This is a genomic window from Sphingobacterium sp. 2149, assembly GCF_031455655.1.
Classification (GTDB): Bacteria; Bacteroidota; Bacteroidia; order Sphingobacteriales; family Sphingobacteriaceae; genus Sphingobacterium.
This window is the reverse complement of sequence record NZ_JAVDTD010000007.1, coordinates 64,239-86,365: the sequence shown is the minus strand read 5'-3', so window position 1 is coordinate 86,365 and position 22,127 is coordinate 64,239. Positions and strand designations below refer to the sequence as shown.

The following is a 22,127-nucleotide window of genomic DNA, read 5'->3' as shown; positions in this document are numbered from 1 at the left end:
GTTACCGGTATGTTTGTACGGGAATCCCAGATTATCCAATACCCTGTTTTTAAGTTTTCTATAGCAATTTTTCTATCACGGATCTCCTCTTCATTTTCAGTTTTGTTATTAACATGTTTTCTTTCTCCCGATTGCTTATTTTCTACAGAAAGAAGCAATAATTCGGTTGGAGGATCTGCTGGAACCGGAATTAATACCCAGTAGATATCATTATTTTTCTCATCATTGAAATAACCTTTGTAAAAATACGGACTGTTCGCACCAATTTTTAAATAATGAATCCTGGAGATTCATCTTATTATAAGCCGTTATCTTTTTAATAAAAGAATCCTGTGTTATATCAAATTCATACCGTTCGGCCATTAAATTACTTCCTGCGGCAATATAGTCGCGAGAAGAAAAGAAAACACTCAATAGAATTATACTCACTATGGTTTGATAAAATTTGAACATGCTTATTCATTTTAAAAATAATATGCTATCAAGTTATTCAGAACGATAAGAATTTATTTTGATCCAATTGCTTGACGTTATAATTCTTCCATTTCCCTTATTTTTTAGATATAGGTGCAATTTCACCTTCCTATCTGAGGTCGAAACCCTCAATTTATTTTGGTCTTTCCCCGCAGCAAATTCATAAACAACTACTTTATTTTTTTTTAACGCCAATTCAAATTCTTCTAGGAAAGCACAATTAGGGAGGACAGATGGAGTAGTTTCTTCTCTTGGTATAAACTGAGATGATAATAGTCTAAGTTTATCATCTGTATTTTCAACAATAATTTGGTTATGTTTTAATGCATCTGGATTCTTGGTTTTATAAAATACGGTCGGGTCTTCCCAGTAATCAGGACAGCCAGTAGCAAACATTCGTTGATCTAATTTTAATATTGTATCAATTTTTGATTTGAACTCCAATCTTACAAGATAATTATTCCCCGTTTTTCTAATCGCTGTTTTTAAACATATAGGATCTTCACATTTTTCAACAGATTGACATGAAGATAAGATAACTATCATTAAAATATTAAAAAGTAAATTTGTTTTCATAACCTTTTATACCTCTTTTAAATTTTTCAGTTGTATTTTGCCAAGTTTTTGTCGATCGTTGGTAACGGATCGCATCCAATTCTAATATCGTACGAGTTGGATTAACTAATGAACCATGGTGAACTTTGACCGATTGAAGTAAGTGTCTTTTTTCATGAGAAATTGCATTCCTGGTATTATAAGGATCGGATAATAAGGTATTTGTTAACCCTTGATCTTGTATTACAAATTTAATATTAAACATATCATTAGCCTTTTCGTAAACCTGCACTCCTAAAAGTGCATCGACTGAGAAGGCACTCTGATCATCAGTTTTTACCTCAAACTTATTAGTACTTGAAAACCAGTCGAATCCTCCTTCAGCAAATTTCCACTGAGACTTAACATAATCAATTTTTTGTTGGTCAGTTCCAATCCAAACATTTAACTTCGCTAGCTGAATTGAATTTCCTTTAAGCATTTCTAAACTTGTTATTTTCCCAACATCATCATTAACTAAAAATAAGTTACCATCTGCTTTTCCGTCATCGAAAACTACCGCCCCTTTTCTGTTTATACCTATGTTATCCTTAGACCATCCTCCATCTACATCAATGCCACTTACCGGATTATTTCCCATCCCAACATAAGGTGAATCATATTGACCATAAGGATCAGGTGTGAGCCATCGCGCTAATATCGGATCATAGTTACGGAGCTCGAAACTATTCAAACCGGTTTCTTTATCCCGTTCTGCATACAATCCCTGATAACCATAGCGATGGTCTGTTCCCCCGGATCGAACTTCTGTACCAAATGGAAGGTAATCGGCATAATATACGACATCTACAGATCCACCCGTAGTCTTATTGCGATTGATTACCACACGGGTGTTACCTAGATGGTCATTTAACGTATATTGGTAGTTACCTCCCTGTCTATAATATATACCCAACCGATCCGAGCCATAGATTGGCTGCTCCTTTAATTTAATGGCACCTGTACCCTGCTGTTCAAAGATCGCTGCTAGACTTCCATTCCCATCATAACTGTACCAGGTCACCGCACCGGTACGATGGTCCTTCTTCATCACACGGTTGCCATCTTCGTCATACTCAAAGCTAACAATTATATCCGATTTCCTTGTACTATCATAAATCTTAGTAACCTTATTGAAAACATTATATTCGTAATATTGACCACGGGAATCGTTAGCATCCTTTACAAGCCGCCCGATTTCATCATATCCATAACTGGCATAATCAGATTCTCCAGCTAATTTATTTGTATTAGGTTCATAGTAATAAGAATATTCTTTATCAACCCCTCCTCCTATCCTCGTCATACTTAGAATATTTCCATGTCCATCATAAACTATATCTTTTTCCCGATTGATATCACCCGCAGAACTAAACGAAGCATTAGCAAAATTCGGGGTTCCCCAAGTACTCTCCAATAATTGGCCTTTGTAATCGTATTTATAAATATTCATGACAGGAGCAATGTCTGTCGAACTCGGTTTCTTCGAAAACCAGCTTATCCCATTAATCAATCCACTATAGCTTGCGACATTTCCCCCATTCTGGATATTCGGTATTCCCACCTGTTTATTGTTATAGTCCCCTGCATGATATTCCATGTTCATCCCAAAAACATCCGCAGCAAAACCATTGCCACCGTCACCCCCAGGATCTTTAGCCGCATTCGCATTGTTGATGCTCTTGAGCTTACCATCAATACCATACACATAATCTATCCCCTGTAACTTATCCCCCAACTCTACTCGTTTAAGCGGACCATGTAGGTAATAACTATATTTCGCATGCAGGACTTTGGTACTTTTGTTATCCGTTGTATTGGTATATGCGGCAACTAATCGTTTATTCTTGTCGTATTCGAAATAATGGACCATCGTCTCAGCTGCTGTACCCTTTTGGTAAATACTCTTGGTCACATTGTCCAGATCATCATACACATAATCCATTGTCTTGTATCCAAGCCCCGTAACATACTTGACCATCCACACAACATTGCCATTCCCGTCATAATTGTACCAGGTTTTGCTGACCAGATTGGAAGCTGTTACAGGATATCCACTGTATTTTGCTTTGCTTGATACCGCGCTTCCTGAAAGGAAATAACTATCCTGTACATAGCCTGCCGGATTTGGAATACTCTCTGGTTTATCATAATTGATCACTGTAACATCGGTACGGGTACCCGTCAGGTAATTTGAAGCAGCAGTACCGACAGCATCAAGACCGGCTGTACTCACTGTTCCAAAGTTGAGTGTACCTGACGGAGTAATTTCTCCACTTTCAATACTACGTCCGTAACTGTCATAGTTCGTATAACTAAACTTATTTGTCAGCTTCTGTAGTGCATTCTGTGAAAAACGAAGTTTGCCATCACTGCTATATTTCATCTCGGCCTTACCTGCATCGGGACCCGTACTCTCGATCAGATTGCCTCTACCATCGTACTTGAATGTTTTGACAAATGGGATGCTGGCTAGCGTCGCATAGCTCGTCACTCCATACGTCCATAATTTCTTCACACCTTCCGGTGGGATCGTTGCCCTCACCCGGCCAAGCTGGTCGTAAAAAGTAAAACTGACATCGGAAAGGCCCACTTCATAATTTATATCATAACCATCAAAATGTGAAAACTGGTAAAAGCCTGCTTGTAACGAAACCGTTCCTGCTGCCAAAATCTCTGCCTCGGAGCGGAAGTAATCTTTCAACTTGCCCGAAGCAACAGCAATCGGACCCGTTATCTTAGGAAAATAGATCGTCTGGGCATTAGGCAACCAAAAATAACCCGTCCGCGAACTGTCCAGTACAAGGCTACCTTTCAGGATCATATCATTACCTCCACGACCCGTCATCACGGTACGCCCGTCGATACTGATATTCACAGAAGCCCGACTGTCTGCATCAAAGCTAACCGACATCATTTTTTGACCATTGGATACCAATACTGTGTCACCAATCTCGGATACAGAGAAATAGGTACGACGAACTAGATTATAAAAATCAAGTTCCTTGTTCACAGGAACATTGAATTGACGTACTTCATGTCCTCCTCCCAGTTTCATTACCTGTCCAACTCCCCCACTCACTGTGTAAATATTGGTTCCGTTCTTAGCACCGGCTGTCGTACTATAAGGCATATTGGTATGGTCCTGTAGACGTTCCCAAGCATTGCGACTACTGTAATAATATGCCAGACTTCCTATCGTACTCCCTGCAGTATCAAGCGGATCCGGAGCAAAGCTTTTATCAGGCAGACCCGATGTGCTGGTAAAACGACCGTAGTTCCGGTAATTTAGTGTTGTAAAATCAGCCTTGTAACTAAAGGCGGCATTATTGATCGGAGCTGACATAGTCGATCCTACCTGCTTACCGCCAACATCGTACAGTGGCTCAACCGCAAAAACATGCCCCGCTTCTATATTGCGCGTCTGTGTCTGAAGCTGCTTACCCATTTTATCGAAAAATGTCTTAGTCTCGCCGATTACTGCTCCGCTCGCATCAAAAGACCGCGCAAGTGTCCAGTTCAGCTCTAGGTTATCATTAGGATTGTTGGGGGCCGCCGGACCTGTCATATTATTGTCGATCCGAAGAACCACATTTGAGCCGCTTTTAAAGTGGACTCCTGGCCTGAGTGTAATTCCGACAGCACTTGTCGCATTATAGCTTTGACCAGATTCCACCACAAAAGACGTTGTACCGCCAGAAGGCAACACGATAGCGTTCCGATTGATGGTCTGGGCTTGTATTATATTATGATGGATTATAATTAATAAAAATAAAAATACCTTTTCAATTCTCTTGTTAAGTGATTGCTTTTCCATATATACATTACAATTAATCACAGTTTCCAACTAACTCTATCTCTGCAGACACATTAACATTTTCCTGATTTTGCCCTCGACTAAATTGTATACCTGAACGAATGGTGCTAACACATACATATGCGACTAAATATGCCCCCGTATTTATATCTTGAGGAAGTGTTTCATAAGTAACAGATCTATATTGATTATTACAGTCGTAATAGTTAAAATACAACTTATCAAAATTCATTCGATGGACTTTTACACGATACTTTTTACAGGTAATACATCCATTTGTACTATTAGCATAAGCTTGACCATTTTGATTTGCTTCTGCCATAGCTTTGCTATTTGCATCACCTTTACTAATCTCAGAACTGTATTTTCCTTCGGGGACATCATATTTTACTTCTGCACCCTCTCCAACTGTACAATTAGATTTACGAAAATATAGAGTTATTTTATCATTATAATAAACACTGCTGCTAAATCCATAATTTTGTTGATACTCATTGGTTTTATATGGAGCTCTTCCAAACTGTTCTTTATAAGTTCTCACCAAACGACCCATTCCGTCATATTCAAATCGGGTATATAGATTAAAGTGATCTAAAATATAGGTCAGCTCGCCAGAGAAATTATCGTAGACATAGGCCAGGGCATTTGTATTCTTGGGATGAAAACGAAAATCATCTACAAAACTTGAAACTGTACCTTCATTTTTTACGTACACCTTTAATTGAGTGCCACCTGAAATCGGAATCTCAATATTTACAAGGTTCCAGTCACCAGATTTCTTGGTGCTCTGTGCTGAATTTATCGGCGCTACTGTTGCAACACCATCAACATCATAATAAAGACTAACTTTACCATTTATTGCATTTTTCACCCAAACACTAGCAACGTAGGTCCTATTTTCGGTGAGATTGGTGATCGGGACACTATATTCAAAACCTGTGGCGCCTCCTGCCAAGGACAAACTTTTGCTTCCGGTATGAAATGCTCCGGTAGATACTGTACCCTGCCCCTTGGAAACCTCTCCCAATACTGAAGTTCCCATCAGCTCATCCTCAGCCCCACTGAAAGCAAGTTCACCGTATTTTGCAAAATTCGCTCCAGCAATGATCTTACCATTGTTGTATCCATAGCGGTTTGCAGAATAATTGTTGTTACGATCGTAGTCTTCCAGCGCTTTAGAATATACATTGTATATCCTAATTCCATTAACTAGTTTCCAGTATCCATTAGTAAGCGTGAATTGAGCGATTGGAAGAATACCTGAACCGCCATATGTGTCAGGAATTTCTAAAACCTCTTCACGTTCTTTGCGCCAAACTTGGCCATTTGCAGCACTATTCTGTTTAATGATAGTGCCATTAGGCATTAGAACATCGGCTTCTTTGCTCCAAATAGCTTTAGTACCGCCTACAACACCAACTTTTGCATTGCTATTGTCAACCTTGTAGGAAACCCGGCTATAAACCTGCGTCAACATATTTTTGTTACTTATGTTGGCAAGTCTGTTCCCCATTTCTGCATACTGTAAATAAGCAAACCCAGTTTCGGTTAGGAATCTGTTGCCATAGGAATCTTTTGTTAGCACCTTATTAGGTTGGCCGTTATAGAAATCAAAGCCAAGATTTTCAGTGCTTTCAGACGATTTATTAATAAAATCTTGAGTAGTCGAAGATAATAGTATCGAAGGATACTGCTCGCGAGCGGCCATTACTATGTTAGTACGGTTGCTATATTTTTTGTTATTATGATATCGGGCTTCTGCGAACCGTTCGGTAACTAGCCCTTGGGAATTGAACCTGCTGCTAAGTATATTTCTATACTGGGCTCTTAAATCAGCTGATTCTGTTGCCTCATCAAAAAGATATCGATTTCTCATCTGTTTAACCAGCCTACCTTCAGCGTCGTAAGACGTGATCTGAAGTACATCACCTATGTTTGTAGTAAAGTCAGAAATACGTAAATTAACACCATGCACATACCCTGTTGTACCTGGCATATCCTGCATAACCGTCCTGCTAATCATCCTTTCATCCATGACGCGATAAGTATTGTCGGTAAAACCTTCCTTTTGACTATCGCCATTAGATTGTAAAACCTTGTTTTGTATACGGACTCTGCTATACATGATACCAGGTCCAGGTATTTCTCTAGCGAATTTTAGAATTTTATTAAAATCTCTATTTAAAACTTTTTTATAATTGGTCTTTACGCCCTCTAAAGGGAGATTCTCAAAATAGCCTGTCTCCATATTAATAGGTAAATAAGATGTTACGCCATTTGAAATATTGCCGGTTCTATACAAATAATCAGTTTGGTAGATTACATTATTAACTCCTACATTTTTAATACTTTTAATACGACTTCCACCCCCATAATTTAGATTCTGGCTAATATTCAAGCGAATATTCCCATAGTATAAGTCTTTAACTGGAGATGGATTCAGAGGTGTATCATAAAATTTTTTAAAATTTAAAATAATCCTATCAGAGGTTCCATCTCTCCCACCAAAATAGCATTGCGCTGCATCTAGAGAGGACTCAATAAGCGCGTATGATTTTGCACCAGAGGGGAATAAGTAAGATTCTAGAAAAGTACCGTCTACTACCTCATTTAAAGCATAGCTGTCGATAAGATCCTGAACACCACCTATCAGCTCTACTGAAAATTTATTATCACTAATTCTCCTAAAATCCTTTATTGGGACAGAAAACTTCTTTTCAAAAATTGCCTTTTTAAACTCATTACTTTCATAATCCAAATCAATACGATTACCCGTAGGCGAACTAATTGACCTAAGGTTCCAAGCGTCAGTTGATTTTGCAGAGCTTAATGTAACTTTTCTTGCAATATCTTCATTCAAACCCAGTAATGTTTTATCTATATCACCTTTGTAAAAACCCCATATATCCCTACAATCTTTGCAATAGTTCGGATTCTTGGTCTGCCTGAGTGTAATATTGGTAACATTGGAGTCAAAAGCTTTTCCATTCATCAGCGTATAAATTTTTCCCTGTCCACCGTTTCTGACCGCTGTAACCATCCCGTAATACACTGGATTATCTTCCGCACTTTCAATCATCATTCCCAACTCTAAAAATGTTGTATTGGCAGTAGAAAATTCATTAACAGCATTTCTAGTCGCCTCGAATGAACTCACATCGGATTCTTCATAAGAAAATCGGGTGGGTGGTAAAAGATTGACTCCACCTTTACCACGAAAAAGGATTCCATCCAAAGTTAATTTCCCCAACTTCTCATCGGGTTTTCGACTATTAAAGCTATTGGGTGTTTCAGCACTCAGATCATAACTAAATCCAAAGTCAATAATTCGGATAGCTTTAGCTTCAACAACACTACGTCCAACCTTATCTATATCAAAGTTATCAATCACATTATCGTAATATTCCCAACTATTTCCCATATTGATAGTCTCACTTGTCTCATTAATGACACTGGCATCGGTACTATTAAAAAGATAAACTTTATTCAATCGCATGCTCTGCCGAGAAGTACCATCAAATAAGTTCGCATACATCCCCAAATTCTTAGTCTGCAGAGCACTTGTAGAATTTCCTTTACCATCAAATCGAGCTTCCTTTTCGAAGATAGCAGTATGTGTACGTGTTCTTATCTTATTTATATAATATAGCTCTTTTTGTCCGGAAGTATACATTGAATAGTTCTGATCGAGATCCCGATCTGTTCCTTCTGCCGGAGTTCTCCACACATAGTCATTACTCCATTTACCATAATCCATTGCCACCCAATACCCCCAGTCATAAGCATCCACCAAGCCGTTTCCATTTCGATCCACATAATCGGGACCAGTGACCGCAGTCAGTAGCCAAGTGTAAGCATATGGCTCTTTACGCGTAGTTTCAGTATATTTACCATTATCTTTAGGAGTATAGTTGTATGAATATTCATTGAAAGAATAGACGGGTAAAGCATAATGGTATGTTACGCCTGATTCGTTGGTAACCATAAATCCACCTATTTGACTCCCCCCCTTGGTGGCTATCGTAGAATTAGGAAAAGTGGTTCCATTCGTTATTCGAGTAAACCCCCTATTAACTGAACCGACATCAATAAAGCCTTTAGTCTTAGCATTTCCATTCCTTATCTCATCATTAGTAAAATATTTAACGTATTTGGAGGCTGCAAGTTCGTTACCAATCCTTCGATCAGTATTACCTCCCATACCAAAGGGTAATGTGTTTGGATCCTGAGGTGTTCCAGATTGATAGATGACATCGTCAAGCCCTTGGTCAAAGGAATTAGAGAAATCATTAACAAAACGAAAACCAGCTCCTGCTTTAACCGAGACATTAGCAATATTTTGCTTCATCTGACTTTTGGAGGGAGTGTTGTTTGATAAATGTAAGGCTCTCTGATAGAGAGACGGTCTAATCTGACCTCCTATACCCTGGCCTGTGACAACATAGTTATCATATTCTGGCAGGGTTCCACCTAGCATTTCATAATCTTCTGGACTGTCTGCGATATTGATATCGTCGGGAATTAGCCTGTAGTTATCGAAGCTACGATTATTCATGTATGTATTCGGAGTATTCACATCTAAAATTGGTGTATAAAGGCTTCCTGTTGATGGTATTTCTGCTGTCTCGTCAATCCAATAACGCGTATTACGAAACGACGCTCCAATGCTAAAGATCCCCAAAGGTATTGTAAAACCAAAGCCTGAGCTGCTTGTACTGATCTTTCCAGAATTACTGTTGAATACTGATCCTCTGATTCCCATTACAGATAGGCTCGGTTTGTTTGAAGAACTACTCATTGACACAGAAAGTAAATTGGTAGAGGCTTTTTCTGCACCATTGTTTTTATATAACGACACACCGTTGTTAAAACTAATACTTTCAAAATTAGTAGTCAATCCAGCACTTCCCCCTAGTCCCAGACCCTTTATTATTTCTACTCCTGATGAAGCATTGATTCCGGCGTATCCGCCACCATAGGGATTGAGCCCAACATCAACACCAATGCTAAGAGATCCAAATTTAATTCCATAACCTAAACTAGCGCCAACACCGAACCCTTGGTAAGTATCATTTGCAAACACAAGACCGACATTAACTGCACTAGCAAACCCCACATCCAATCCATAATCTTTTCGATTTCCACCCGACCAATAATCCCTTCTCCTTAAACTGACCTCATCGAAATCGTCAGGTAGTCCGGCAACATTTCGATTAATGGCCCCTGGATTCAGCGTCCAACCAAGACCCACCCAAGAAGCTTCAACATCTGGGCGTATACCCGCATGATAGGATAACGAGAGTGGATAGCCCCCTTCTGGACCAGGGACCTCCAACAGCGGTAAATTATAGGTAAAACTTCCTGTTAAGGGATTTACCATATCAGTAGTATCTACAGGTTCAAAACTCGTGGCCTCCGGGGCTGTCGGACCAGCCGTCAACGCCATCGCGACCATAGGGCTTACCAATTCGAAAAGAAATACAACACCCCATATCGCTGCAATTTTTCGAGTATACCTATTTAATATTTGAATAAATTTCATTTTCGGTTAATATTATAATTGTTCAATTTTAGGTGAATAATTAAACTTTGCAAGATCTATGGAAAACTCTATTTGTCCCATGTTCAATCCAAATTCCTTTACTACTAGTTGAAGTGTTTTACAGGAGGAAAGATCTTCATTAAAAACAACTATAAGTTCATTGCTTTTACCCATATTATAAGTAGGCTGATAGCTAACCATATTAGCAGGATATTCCTTCCCTGAGTCTGTTTTAAGTAAAATAAATCGGTCCATACCAAAAGAAAAAAGCTGCACATAAACACCATATTCTTCACGCGGAAGCTGTGCCAACAGTTCATGCCCCTTTAACGAAAACTGTATACTGAAATACTTTTGCTTACCTGGATTATTGCTTTTTTGAACAAGAGATGCTGGTAGTAGCTGAATTTTCATTTCTACGCCGTTACTCAACAGTGTGTCTTTCACAAACCCATTTTTACTTTCAGAGATATATTGAAGACCATCGTTAACGGTGGCGAACTGATCTGGAGGATTCCCACAACTAAAAAAGGCTATGAGAAAAAATAAAATAATTAAAATTCGCATTCTAAGAGTCTACTTATTATTAATCTCTTTCAGAACATCATCGGTAACATTGGTTCCGTCGGCAGCGTAGGCTATGGTACCCGACGGATTGGCAATAAATATAAACTTATAACCGTTGCGCTTACCATAATCTTTAAGGAATGCATTTAATTCGGCGGCAACCTTTGCCATTACCGCGGATTCTTCCGACTGAAGACTTTCCTGCACGCTACGCTGATAATCATTTAGCTGCTTTTGTTTAATCTGGATAATCTGTTTAGCGTTATTGTCAGAATTGCCGTCATACTTAATAATTGCCTCACGCACTTCGAAATTTAGCGTATCAATTTTAAGCTTAAACTCTTTTCCTTTTGCTTCAAGTTTCTCGCGTTCAACTTTCGCACCCTTAAATTCCTGAAATATACGGGTAGACTCAACATAAGCAATCTTTTCACCTTTGAAGAACAATAAATAAACACACAATCCCAATACTAGGATAAAACACGCCCATAGCGCTTGGATACTTTTCATAAAATGATAAACTATAATACTTTAAAATAGGGGTATGGTTAGGTGAAAAATTCAAAAAACCGAAATATTAATTCGAAAATAAAAAAAAATAATCACTTAAATTATCAAAAAATAGTTAAGAGAGAAGTCTTAATATAACACATTAAGGTTGAGTCGATTATTTTCTCATTAAAAACAACAATTAATACACTCCATTATCAAATCGATAATTTTCATCTTTTTTCTAATAACCGTATCTTCTCTGCCTGCCCATCAATCTTTTCACCCTGTTTTTTCATTTCATTATTCATCTGAATAAGTTGTAAAGTCATTTCCTCCACCTTTTTAAGCAAGAGCAAATTCATTTCAGCGAGATTCAATCCATCAGCTTGGATCTGTTTAGCCGAAGGTATCTCAGGCAAATGTTTATTTGCTTTGACATAGCTTTCGATTTCCTCAAGACTCTTTAAATTATAGTCAGGCTCAAAAACATAGTCGGGTACATTGATATCTGTTTTAACCTTGATTTCTTTTGCCAGAATATTTCCTTCCACAGCTAATTTAGCCTGTGGGTTACTGGTTCCAATACCAATATTTCCTCCTGGCATCACGGTCAATCTAGCAGCCCCGAAACCACTTCCGTGATAGCCATCGCCGCCGTCTTCCATAATATTAAACGTGGTCGAATTCTGAGTTCCGCCGATAGACCATTGTTTTGTTCGGTTACGGTAACTAAATAGCAACTTGGGATCATCACCAGCCGCTTTGTCGGTTACAACAGCTAAAGCGTGTCCCCAAGACTGTTCGCCATTTGAACGGAAAACTCCTGTTGAAATATTTCCTATTGGTGGCTCAACATCCAGTCGAGTTCGGGGAACTGAACTACCAACACCAAGGTTTCCCTCACCAGTAAATAGAAAAGTGGATTTAATTAAAGGCGTACTCGAAAAGTAAATAGAAGCTAAACCAGTTCCTGCATCAAAATGACTTCGTATACGCGTTAATTCTTCTCCATTTGTCTTTTGAAACACGATATCTCCAGCATCTGTCGGATTGTTATTCGCGCCTTTGAAAAATAAGTCCCGTCCATTCGTTAAATTGATACCTTCAAAAGAGGTCTGCCCATGAGCTCGATACACCGAACAACTAGCAACCGCTAATAAAGTTGCGAGCAACAATTTTCTTTTCATTATTAATACCTTTTAAGTTTCTTTGATTAATTAATACTTATTCTGGATCTCATTTGGTAGATTCTAACTTTTCAAGTCTTTCCATAATCCGATTGATGACCTTATCTTTTTCAATCAGGTGGAGCGTCATTTCCTCAATTTTCTTCAACAAAATTTTATTCATATGACCTAAAGAAACTCCATCTGATTCCACCTCTTCAGCTGTAGGTACATCAGGTAAGTGGCCATTTTTTTGAATGTACTTTTCGGTTTCCCGTAAGCTCGATAGGATATAATTAGATTTGAATACGTAGTCAGGCCAGTCAGCCGAAGCCGTAGTAACTTTAATTTCCTCCGCAAGAATTTTACCTTTAACTGCTAATTTTTCTTGAGGATTTGATGTGCCGATACCTGTCCGACCGTTGTTAGTCACCCAAAATGAATTCCCTATTTTAACACCGTTGGTAAAATCCCCCTCATAATTGATCGTCAACACGTTATTAGCATCATGCACAAATGCCCTACCGCCGGAACCTCTTGGTGGATAGGAAAAAATAACATCTGCAGCACCGTTATAACGGAATTCGTACGCCTGTCCATAGGCGGAAGCTACCATAGACACGGCAGCGAGTAAGGTTAAAACTCTTTTCATATGTTGGCATTTATATAGCTAGTTTCTATTTCATCAATTACTTACATTTATAACATATCCTGTAAGAGAATTACTTGATGACTACAAGAAGAACATTAATTAATCAGTTAGCTCCAGTCGAACGAAAATGATTTAAAATTAAAGCGTTAAACATTCAATAGTTTAACATCATCAAAAAAAAGATAATAGTAAAAGTTAACAATCAAGCCCATATTCAACTAAAATGTCTTATAAAAATTTTAATTGAACGGCCTAAAATTACATATTTTACCGAAAAAAAAACTTAAAATTTGAATCCAATTTATTAAAATACACAGAAAAAATAAAACAAAGCAAACAATAAAGAAAAGACTAACGATCTCACTAAACACGTAAATAGCTATGACAAAGTCGGTTAAAAAACAAAATCAATTCTTGCAATACGCTAAATACGAGTACATGTAAACAAAAGTTATAAGATAAAAATAATTATATATCTTTGATAAAATTAACAATTTATGAAAATTATTAACATAACAACACCATTGCTAGCAGCATTTATTTGTCTTAAAAGCAAATTATGATTTAAAACCCTTATCTGAAATCGAACAGTATATTAAAACCAAAGGGCATCTCCCCGAAGTTCCAAATGCCACAGAGGCAGAGGCGAATGGTATTGCTTTGTGTGAATTCAATAAAATTCTTTTAAAGAAGATCGAAGAGCTGACCCTTCATGCTATTGAAACAAAGAAGCATATACAACAACAAGATAAAGAGATCCAGACATTAAAAGAATTAATCAATAATAAATCTCCCCAGGAAACCAATAAATTCATCCATTGGTATGCAATGAACACTCAACAATCCAAGGATTCCAAACCTTTTTGGGCTCCTTGGATTTCTATCGAACCATAGAACGATTTTCCTTCAACAGATTGATTTCCTCAGACTGTTTTACTAATGTCTTATTCATCTGAATCATCTGTAATGTCATCTCTTCGATCTTTTTGAGTAACGATAGATTCATTTTTGCTACATCCAAGCCATCAGTTGCCACCTCCTTTGCAGATGGAACCTCTGGAAGATGTTTATGCTTTGCAACAAATTCTGCAATCTGCTCCAAGGTAGTCAATTTATAACCGGGTTCAAATACATAGTCTGGAACCGCGATATCAGTCTTAACTTTTATTTGCTTTGCTAAAATATCACCATTTACCGCCAGATCAGCCTGCGGGTCATCGGTCCCAATGCCAACCCGCCCTAGCACATTAAACCGAGACACATGATTGCTGATCTTTCGATTTGGGGAAAAATCTATTATTTCTTTCAGAATGCCAGTATTTTGTGCTACCCCCATTTTTCTCATAGACAACTAACTCTAAACTAAGACCCGACGATTTCGCCCAACCTACAAACTGAAATCCATTCTGATGGTAAGCAGCTAAATAAGGAACTTCCAACGCAAGATATTTTTTACCATTGTACCGACATGTTTTAAGCTTCCAAACATAATCCGCCTCATCATTAGAGACGAGGTTAGCATAAGTCGAAGTATAGGATGAGGAACTATTTATATTAGCGACATTTAATCTATTTCCTGCGCTTGTACTCCCACGCCGAGCTGCGATTGTTCCGATCAAGTAATTATCGGGAAGCACAACGCCATCATAAATTTCGTGCAACAGAATCAAGGATTTGGTATAGTCTGTATTTTCAGCAGAATTGATTGTTTTATGGACGTAGTCTCCGGAGATAGTTGTCACCTGGGCATTGAGGCTAATCCAAAAAAATGTCAAGATTATCGTGAGGAAAAAAAAACTAGATTTAAAACATTTCATACTGCTATTTAATTTTCTCTTGTAATGCTTCAATAAGATGTTGTTGTTTTTTATTGGCTTTATCCAGTTCGATCACATGAAGAGTAAGCTCCTCAATCTTTTTCAACAATATTTTATTCATCTCACCTAATGCTAGACCATTTGATACTACCTCCTCAGCTCTTGGAACATCCGGGAGATGTCCATTAGTCATAATAAATTGCTCAGTTTCATGTAATGGAAGTAGGATATAATTAGGTTTAAAAACATAATCAGGCCAGTTATTTGTCTCTACTTTATCTCACGTGCACGTATATTGCCATTTACGGAAAGCTTTTCTTTGGGATTAATTGTTCCGATACCAACGTTTCCTTCAACCGCTAAACCGGTGCCATAAGGAACATCGGTATATGCTTCATAGCCTATTGCTACCCCTCGGTAAAAGCCTATCTCGTCGATTTTAGGTTGCAGATTCAACGTTGAATAGTATTGTCCATAATCCGGGATCGAGAGATGACGTGCCAAAAGCCATGCCTTCCGGGAGTTAAGTCCATTGGCTATTCCTATTTCCAAATCATTGTTATCAGCTTGAAAAAGTTGCATAATATTTCCGCGGCTAGCCTTTGAAAGATAAGCAGGCAACCCATTCGCTTTAAGATGGAGAAAAGTTTCAGGCATAGAAATACCAATTCCAACATTTCCGCTCGCAGGGAATGTATTTTGAGCATACATGTTGAACATGGCAAATGAAGCCAATAATGTAAAGAAGATTTTTATCCTTTTCATATTATTTTATAAGCATTGAATTAGCCGACACTTTGGTTTGAAGATCCTTAATTTCCTTTTGTTGTTGGATGACATAAATGGTTAATTCCTCTATCTTTTTCAATAGAATTTTATTCATTTCTCCGAGTTCAATACCCTTCTCTTGAACGTCATGAGCTGAAGGCACGTCGGGAAGATGTTTTTTTGATTTGACAAATAATTCTAATTCATTTAAGTTGGGCAGGTTATATCCCTCCTCAAAAACATAATCCGGCCAATCAGCTGCTGCCGTCGTCACTTTGATCTCTTCTGCCTGAATCTTACCTTTAACAGAAAGCTTCTGTTGGGGATCAGATGTACCAATTCCGACATTACCATTATATTTGATACGCAATTGTTCTGAAAGTGGGCTATAATCAACTGGCCCGCCTGTTGAAAAAACAAGGTCCATCGATTGAATCAAAGCATTATTTGCAACCCATGTGTTAATCCTTTCGCCCCGAATTCGAGCACCAACGTAATCGGGATTATAGTCCCGCCACGTTGTAAAATCGAGATTATACCCACCAGTCGCACTACCAAGGGGTACATTAATATTTCCCGAATCACCTGATTTACCAATTTTAATGGCACTTATTGTGCTATTTGCTGGCATTGCGATTGTTAACGGGTTCAGTGGCAGAGTCGTTCCTATTCCAACATTTCCACTTGTAGGGAAAGTATTGGTTTGACCATAAGCTGAGAAGGTGATTAGAAAAGAGAATAGGCTAAAATATTTATTCATATCAATTATTTTTTTGATTCTAGTTGGCTGAGTCGTCGCTCCAAAAGTTTTACGAGCTGTTTCATATCATCAATTTCTCCGTGCTGTTCTTCTAACATTTTTTTTTGTTCCACCGATTTCAAGTTCTGGGATTCTATTTCTTTATCTTGCTGAATAGCATAAAGTGTCAGTTCTTCTACCTTCTTCAATAAAAGAAGATTCATCTCAGCTAAATCAAGGCCATCTCGTTTTATTTCCTTTGCGGAAGGAATTTCAGGGAGATGCTTATTCTTTTTCACATAATCGGCAATATAGTCCAGACTATTAAGTTCGTAATCTGGCTCAAACACATAATCCGGAACGCTGATATCAGTTTTTACTTTAATTTCTTTCGCCAGAATATTGCCTTCAACGGCTAATTTAGCTTGCGGTGTCATTGTACCTATTCCAATATTTCCATTTGCATTGACGATCATTCTGGGACTGTAGAAAGCCTGCTCTCCAGTCGCCTGACCAGGTTCTTTCGTATGAAATATAATAGATCCTTGAAAAGTTTGTTGATTACCAGGAATTAAAATCCCCGCACCCGCCAATGTAGGGTGCGTGTTAGCCAACTTCATATTTATATTCAAACCTACCGAATTGTCAACATACACATTCGAGCCAATAATCACTGAACCATGATTATCTGCTCCAAAATTAGCATATCCCTTTGGAGAGGTAGAGTTTAAATTTCCGAATGAGGCATTCCCTGATCTCACAAATCCACCTGCAACCTCTAATTTATCTGAAGGACTCGCCGTGCCTATTCCAACACTTCCTGTTGTTGGAAAAACGTTCGTCTGGGCAAGGAGTACATTACTGCCCCATAGTATGATTAGTATACAAAAAAAAATCTTCATATCTTATTTCATTAGTAGTTTCTCTAGTCTAGAAACCTTAGTCTCGAGTTCATTCCGTTTCTTTTCATTTTCAATAGCATGCAGCGTCAGTTCTTCTACCTTCTTCAATAAAAGAAGATTCATCTCAGCTAAATCAAGGCCATCTCTTTTTATTTCCTTTGCGGAAGGAATTTCAGGGAGATGCTTATTCTTTTTCACATAATCGGCAATATAATCCAGACTATTAAGTTCGTAATTTGGCTCAAATACATAATCCGGAACGCTGATATCAGTTTTTACTTTAATTTCTTTCGCCAGAATATTGCCATCAACGGCTAATTTAGCCATCGGATCCCAAGTTCCTATACCAACATTTCCATCTCTGTTGTACTTAACCATAAGCCCATCATAGGCTTGTGCTCCCTCCGGTTGGATATAAAATAGCTCAGAAATTCCCAGTCGATTTTGTGTATCATTCGTATTGTAAATTGTAAAACGAATTTTTGATGGACATACCGATCCAGGAGAAATTCGGGCCATATAGTGCCAAGCTGCATTATTACTCACATCAGCGATTGTGCGCCATTGATTAACTCCATCGTTAACATCGAGAACTTCTATTTTAAATTTTGTAGCCATGTAATAGCGTGTCGTTAATCCTATCCAAGCTCCCTCTTGCGCATGATAGAGGGGAATATCTTCGATTAGAATAATGTACGGATTTTGAGGATTTATACTCGCACTTGAATAAGTTGGAAAAAACTGACCATTAAACAAAGTCGGTAAATCAAGAGACACACTTCCGGACTGCGTCACTTTAAACCGTTTATCTGCAAAGAATAGTACATTTTTTTCTAATGATGATGCAGACCGATTAGATGGCGGAACAATAGCTTCTGTCTGTCCAAATACAGATAATTTCATGAAGGCTAGCAACGTGAAGAAAAATAAATTTTTAATTTTCATATGGAATAATAAATAAGGAAATACTCACTTAGCATAATTTTCGTTTGAATGTCAGGCCGGAATACAAAAATACTGATAGATCTTTTATGTAAACTCCCTCACCTCACTTTATCTTTTTCTCTCTTCCTGACGATCAACTTTTTTATTCAATTCGATCACTTGTAGAGTCAATTCTTCAATCTTCTTCAATAGGATTTTATTCATTTCACCCAGCGAAATACCACCTGTCTCTACTTCCGAAGCCTTAGGAACTTCGCTCAGATGACCATGCTCTTTAATAAACTGCTCCGTTTCCGCTAGCGTAGGCAATTTATAATTAGTATTAAACACATAATCGGGCCAATTGCTTGTCTCGACCTTGATTTCATGCGCTCGGATCTTTCCATTTACGGAAAGCTTATCCTGTGGATTTGTAGTACCAATACCTATATTACCATTGGGTCTGAATACCATATAGGTATTGTTATATTCACGGCCTATATAAGAATAGGTTAAATTTGAGATACCGCCAAAATAGTTTCCAAATGTCCCTAGCTGAATGTAAGTTTCCGAATTATCCTGATTAGCGATGCTATAGCCCCGGGCAAAACCTCCTGTACCGTTGGGAAACTTGGAAAGAATCTTGACGCCATAAGCGGGTCCATCCAAACCGATAAGAATACGGGAATCTTGACTATAAACCTTACTAGCTGTTAAACACATAACAAGAATTGTTATAAATCCTTTTATTCCTACTTTCATAATAATTCATTAATACAGTTTGTTCCTATTTTTTTTTAGATACTCTACCATTTCAACAGGTTTCAAAAATGAAAAGATTCCACCAACCCTTACTTCAACTTTCACCAGCGGTGTGGTAGTCCCTATACCAACAGAACCGTTAGCTGGAAAACTATTGCTTTGTGCTTGACCATATTGAAAGCTTATCAAACTTAAGAGCAGCACAATTGTTTTATTCATATTCTTGTTTTTAACTGGTTTTCTACAAATTTTATGGACCGATAAATAATTTTTACAAACGACTCTCCAATTCCTTTATCCGTTTTTCCTGCTCCCCAATTCTTTTTTCCTGACGCTCCGCCTGTTCGGTTGCTCGAATAAGATGCAAGGTGAGTTCTTCAATTTTTTGTAATAAATCAATCTGTAGATCACCAACATTTACGCCCTCTTTTTCCATCTGTTTAGCGCTCGGAATTCCTGGCAAATGTTTGTTTTCGACAATAAAGGTCTTAACCGAATCCAAGGAAGGAAGCTGATGATCAGGATCAAACACGAAGTCGGCAGTTTTTTGAGTATTTACGCGTATTTCATGCGCCCGCAATGTACCCACTATATCTAATTTATATTCGGGGTTGATAGTGCCGATTCCGATGCGCTCGTCATTAAAATGACGATATTGTCGCGCAATTCCTCCGACGCCAACTACAGGGTTAGATAATGTGATACCCGACTGCAAAATTGGTAAAGACTCCTCATGCAACAAATGCATCTTTAAAAGGACGCTGATGTTATTGTGTATATTATTAAGGTGATAGATAGGTATGCGTGAATTTACCTTATCAAAATCTCCAATAGCCCAATAGTCCGAAAATGGTTCCGAAGCTACTGTAATTTCACTAGACTGATTGAGGTAACTTTGGGATGTACCATTATATACTATATCAATACGCTTTGCAATGAGTCCCCTGTTCAACTGATTATTAAATCCTCCGGCTACTTCTATGTAGATTGTTCCATAAATGTTGACATTTTTAGGAATCTGTATGTAACAAACTTCATTAGCTACACCTTGATTAAATGAAGTTTGAAAAGATTTTTCAAAAAAATGCTGAGCTTCCGCCTGAAAGGAAAGCGTTAGGCTCAAAAGAGCAATTAAATACCTAATAATCACGTTTCGAAAATAAAATAAGTTAATTTTTAGCTGAGGAATAAATTTTCAAAAAGCTAGCAAGAGAATTTACTCAAATCAAAATTAAACTATTTAGCAAAATATGCAAAATTATTTTCCTGTTAAATTACAGCTTACCCCACAAATTTTAAAAAAAGGTATGACTTTAAAACATAAAGTAATCTGTTATTCATAATCCGCGTTCTTTAAGTAAAAATTTGTGTAGATTTACAACACTTAACGCATTAATATTACATGAAAAGATTTTTAGCTATATTTCTATTATTTTCCTTTTGCTTCGCCGCCTGTTCTGAATTCATAGAATATCCTTTGGAGAAAGAAAGTGTCGAACTATTGGCTCCGATGGACAGTCTCTCAACACAAGATAGTGTCGTCAGCTTTTATTGGAAAAATCACCAAGATGCAGATAATTACCGTCTGCAAATTGCACGACCAAATTTTGATTCTATTCAAAAAGTAATAGTAGACACGGTAACCACATTGGATCACCTTAATCTTACAGTAAGTCCAGGAAGGTACACCTGGCGCGTGCGACCGGAAAATTCGGGCAGTGTAGGTCTTTTCAAACAACGTCAGATCACCATTTTGCCGAGCTTGAAATAGAGATGAAAAACAAAGCGATGACTTATATATTGCTTTCCTTGGTCGTTGGACTTTGGGGATATATCATATATAGGATTTTTGCGGCTGTTTCTGATGATGATCAGGGCCCGCGGCAGGCACAAAAGAACTTTGTTCAAAATGTGAGCGACCTCAGTTTTTACAATCAAAAGAAAACAACAGCTTTGCTATTAAACTATCCCGATCCCATGTTAAAAAATGTCGTCGCCGATACCGTACCTTCAGCACCAGTAACGCCCGCAGTAAGTAACTATGCCGCTCCACCTGTTCAGCAATATCAGCCCGAACCGGAAATTAATGTGCGCTATATCGGCTTTATCGAAAATCTAAACGACAAGAAACCTACTGCCATCGTCGCGATAATGGACAGACAATATATGATGAACGTCGGCGATGAACAGAATGGGGTTAAATTGACAGCTATTAACCAAGGGCAGATTACCATCAAAGCCCACGGTAAAAACAAGACAATATTTAAAAATGACAACTAAAAAAATTCGGTGTACCTTCTTCTTATTCATGATTTCTATATGCTGTCAGGCGCAGGTTAAAGAACTCGCTATCTTCCGAAGATTCACCATCTCGTCTGATGATGGAAGCAAGACCATATGCTATGCGGACAACATCAAAATCAGCCCAAATAGTGACAAAACCTACGCCTGGTACCAAAGCAATCAGCTACACCAAACGATGGGTGGATATTCAGGTAAACTTCTTAATGGACAGTTTACACATTACTTCCCCAACAAGAACCTTTCCGACCAAGGGTTATATGTTAAAGGACTCAAACAGGGGGTATGGCGCCACTGGTATGCGAATGGGAACCTCAAAAGCGAATCCCAATGGATGGCGAATATCGAAGAAGGACCTTTTGTACGTTACGATGAGCAGGGTAATTGGATACAACGCGGCTATTTGAAACAAGGAAAATTACATGGTAGCATAGAGAACCAAACTGGCGGAACCATTAGTTACCAATATTTTGATCTGGGAAAGGAAATTTCCAAAGAAGCTTTCCAAAATAACAATATCTTCCGTAAGACTGGAAAATTGATCGGAGACCAAATCAATAAATGGTTTAAAAAGAAAGAGAATCAGCACGAACCTGTAACACCTTAATTA

At 38.0% G+C, this 22,127-nt stretch carries 20 protein-coding genes; 3 read left to right on the top strand and 17 right to left on the bottom strand.

Features of this window, described 5'->3' with window-relative positions; genetic code table 11:
* Positions 1–486: 486 nt before the first annotated feature.
* The 17 genes from J2X77_RS11595 to J2X77_RS11515 all read right to left on the bottom strand — a co-directional run bounded on the left by J2X77_RS11595 (position 487) and on the right by J2X77_RS11515 (position 20,366).
* Positions 487–1,050 carry a hypothetical protein gene (locus tag J2X77_RS11595; RefSeq protein WP_209576102.1) on the bottom strand — a complete coding sequence of 188 codons (564 nt, stop codon included), beginning with the start codon at positions 1,048–1,050 and terminating at the stop codon, positions 487–489.
* Entirely contained in the window at positions 1,028–4,885 is a 3,858-nt protein-coding gene (locus tag J2X77_RS11590; protein WP_209576104.1) for an RHS repeat domain-containing protein, read from the bottom strand. The genes J2X77_RS11595 and J2X77_RS11590 overlap by 23 nt, the downstream gene beginning before the upstream one ends.
* Positions 4,886–4,898: 13 nt before the next feature.
* Positions 4,899–10,427 carry a DUF5977 domain-containing protein gene (locus J2X77_RS11585; RefSeq protein WP_310080844.1) on the bottom strand — a complete coding sequence of 1,843 codons (5,529 nt, stop codon included), beginning with the start codon at positions 10,425–10,427 and terminating at the stop codon, positions 4,899–4,901.
* A 12-nt stretch (positions 10,428–10,439) separates the two neighbouring features.
* Positions 10,440–10,994, bottom strand: coding sequence for a hypothetical protein (locus tag J2X77_RS11580; protein WP_209576108.1), 555 nt, complete (start codon positions 10,992–10,994; stop codon positions 10,440–10,442).
* Positions 10,995–11,003: 9 nt separating this feature from the next.
* A complete protein-coding gene (locus tag J2X77_RS11575) occupies positions 11,004–11,504 on the bottom strand; it encodes an OmpH family outer membrane protein (protein ID WP_209576110.1) in 501 nt (166 codons plus the stop codon).
* Positions 11,505–11,716: 212 nt separating this feature from the next.
* Entirely contained in the window at positions 11,717–12,673 is a 957-nt protein-coding gene (locus tag J2X77_RS11570) for a hypothetical protein (protein WP_209576112.1), read from the bottom strand.
* 49 nt (positions 12,674–12,722) lie between these two features.
* Complete coding sequence (locus J2X77_RS11565; protein ID WP_209576114.1) at positions 12,723–13,304, bottom strand: hypothetical protein; 582 nt, start codon at positions 13,302–13,304, stop codon at positions 12,723–12,725.
* An 880-nt stretch (positions 13,305–14,184) separates the two neighbouring features.
* Complete coding sequence (locus J2X77_RS11560; protein WP_209576116.1) at positions 14,185–14,565, bottom strand: hypothetical protein; 381 nt, start codon at positions 14,563–14,565, stop codon at positions 14,185–14,187.
* Positions 14,552–15,079: a hypothetical protein gene (locus tag J2X77_RS11555; protein WP_209576118.1), complete on the bottom strand. Its 528-nt coding sequence runs from the start codon at positions 15,077–15,079 to the stop codon at positions 14,552–14,554. The genes J2X77_RS11560 and J2X77_RS11555 overlap by 14 nt, the downstream gene beginning before the upstream one ends.
* Before the next feature lie 46 nt (positions 15,080–15,125).
* Positions 15,126–15,314: a hypothetical protein gene (locus tag J2X77_RS11550; RefSeq protein ID WP_209576120.1), complete on the bottom strand. Its 189-nt coding sequence runs from the start codon at positions 15,312–15,314 to the stop codon at positions 15,126–15,128.
* 77 nt (positions 15,315–15,391) lie between these two features.
* Positions 15,392–15,886 (bottom strand): hypothetical protein, encoded by a 495-nt coding sequence (locus J2X77_RS11545; RefSeq protein ID WP_209576122.1) that lies wholly within the window; start codon positions 15,884–15,886, stop codon positions 15,392–15,394.
* 1 nt (position 15,887) lies between these two features.
* On the bottom strand, positions 15,888–16,649 hold the full coding sequence (locus J2X77_RS11540) for a tail fiber protein (RefSeq protein ID WP_209576124.1): 762 nt from the start codon (positions 16,647–16,649) through the stop codon (positions 15,888–15,890).
* 5 nt (positions 16,650–16,654) lie between these two features.
* Positions 16,655–17,530 carry a hypothetical protein gene (locus J2X77_RS11535; RefSeq protein WP_209576126.1) on the bottom strand — a complete coding sequence of 292 codons (876 nt, stop codon included), beginning with the start codon at positions 17,528–17,530 and terminating at the stop codon, positions 16,655–16,657.
* A gap of 3 nt (positions 17,531–17,533) precedes the next feature.
* On the bottom strand, positions 17,534–18,433 hold the full coding sequence (locus J2X77_RS11530; RefSeq protein ID WP_209576128.1) for a hypothetical protein: 900 nt from the start codon (positions 18,431–18,433) through the stop codon (positions 17,534–17,536).
* A 150-nt stretch (positions 18,434–18,583) separates the two neighbouring features.
* Entirely contained in the window at positions 18,584–19,216 is a 633-nt protein-coding gene (locus J2X77_RS11525) for a hypothetical protein (protein WP_310080839.1), read from the bottom strand.
* Between the two features lie 9 nt (positions 19,217–19,225).
* Entirely contained in the window at positions 19,226–19,435 is a 210-nt protein-coding gene (locus J2X77_RS11520; protein ID WP_209576132.1) for a hypothetical protein, read from the bottom strand.
* Between the two features lie 52 nt (positions 19,436–19,487).
* Positions 19,488–20,366, bottom strand: coding sequence for a hypothetical protein (locus J2X77_RS11515; RefSeq protein ID WP_209576133.1), 879 nt, complete (start codon positions 20,364–20,366; stop codon positions 19,488–19,490).
* 252 nt (positions 20,367–20,618) lie between these two features.
* On the opposite strand from J2X77_RS11515, the gene J2X77_RS11510 reads away from it, so the two are divergent.
* From J2X77_RS11510 to J2X77_RS11500, 3 genes are read left to right on the top strand one after another with little or no spacing between them, the layout of a single operon-like run.
* Positions 20,619–20,987, top strand: a complete 369-nt coding sequence (locus J2X77_RS11510) for a hypothetical protein (protein ID WP_209576135.1) — start codon at positions 20,619–20,621, stop codon at positions 20,985–20,987.
* Positions 20,988–21,004: 17 nt separating this feature from the next.
* Positions 21,005–21,496, top strand: a complete 492-nt coding sequence (locus J2X77_RS11505; protein WP_310080837.1) for a hypothetical protein — start codon at positions 21,005–21,007, stop codon at positions 21,494–21,496.
* Positions 21,486–22,124: a toxin-antitoxin system YwqK family antitoxin gene (locus J2X77_RS11500; protein ID WP_209576139.1), complete on the top strand. Its 639-nt coding sequence runs from the start codon at positions 21,486–21,488 to the stop codon at positions 22,122–22,124. Before J2X77_RS11505 ends, J2X77_RS11500 begins: the two co-directional genes overlap by 11 nt.
* The last annotated feature ends 3 nt before the right edge of the window (positions 22,125–22,127 follow it).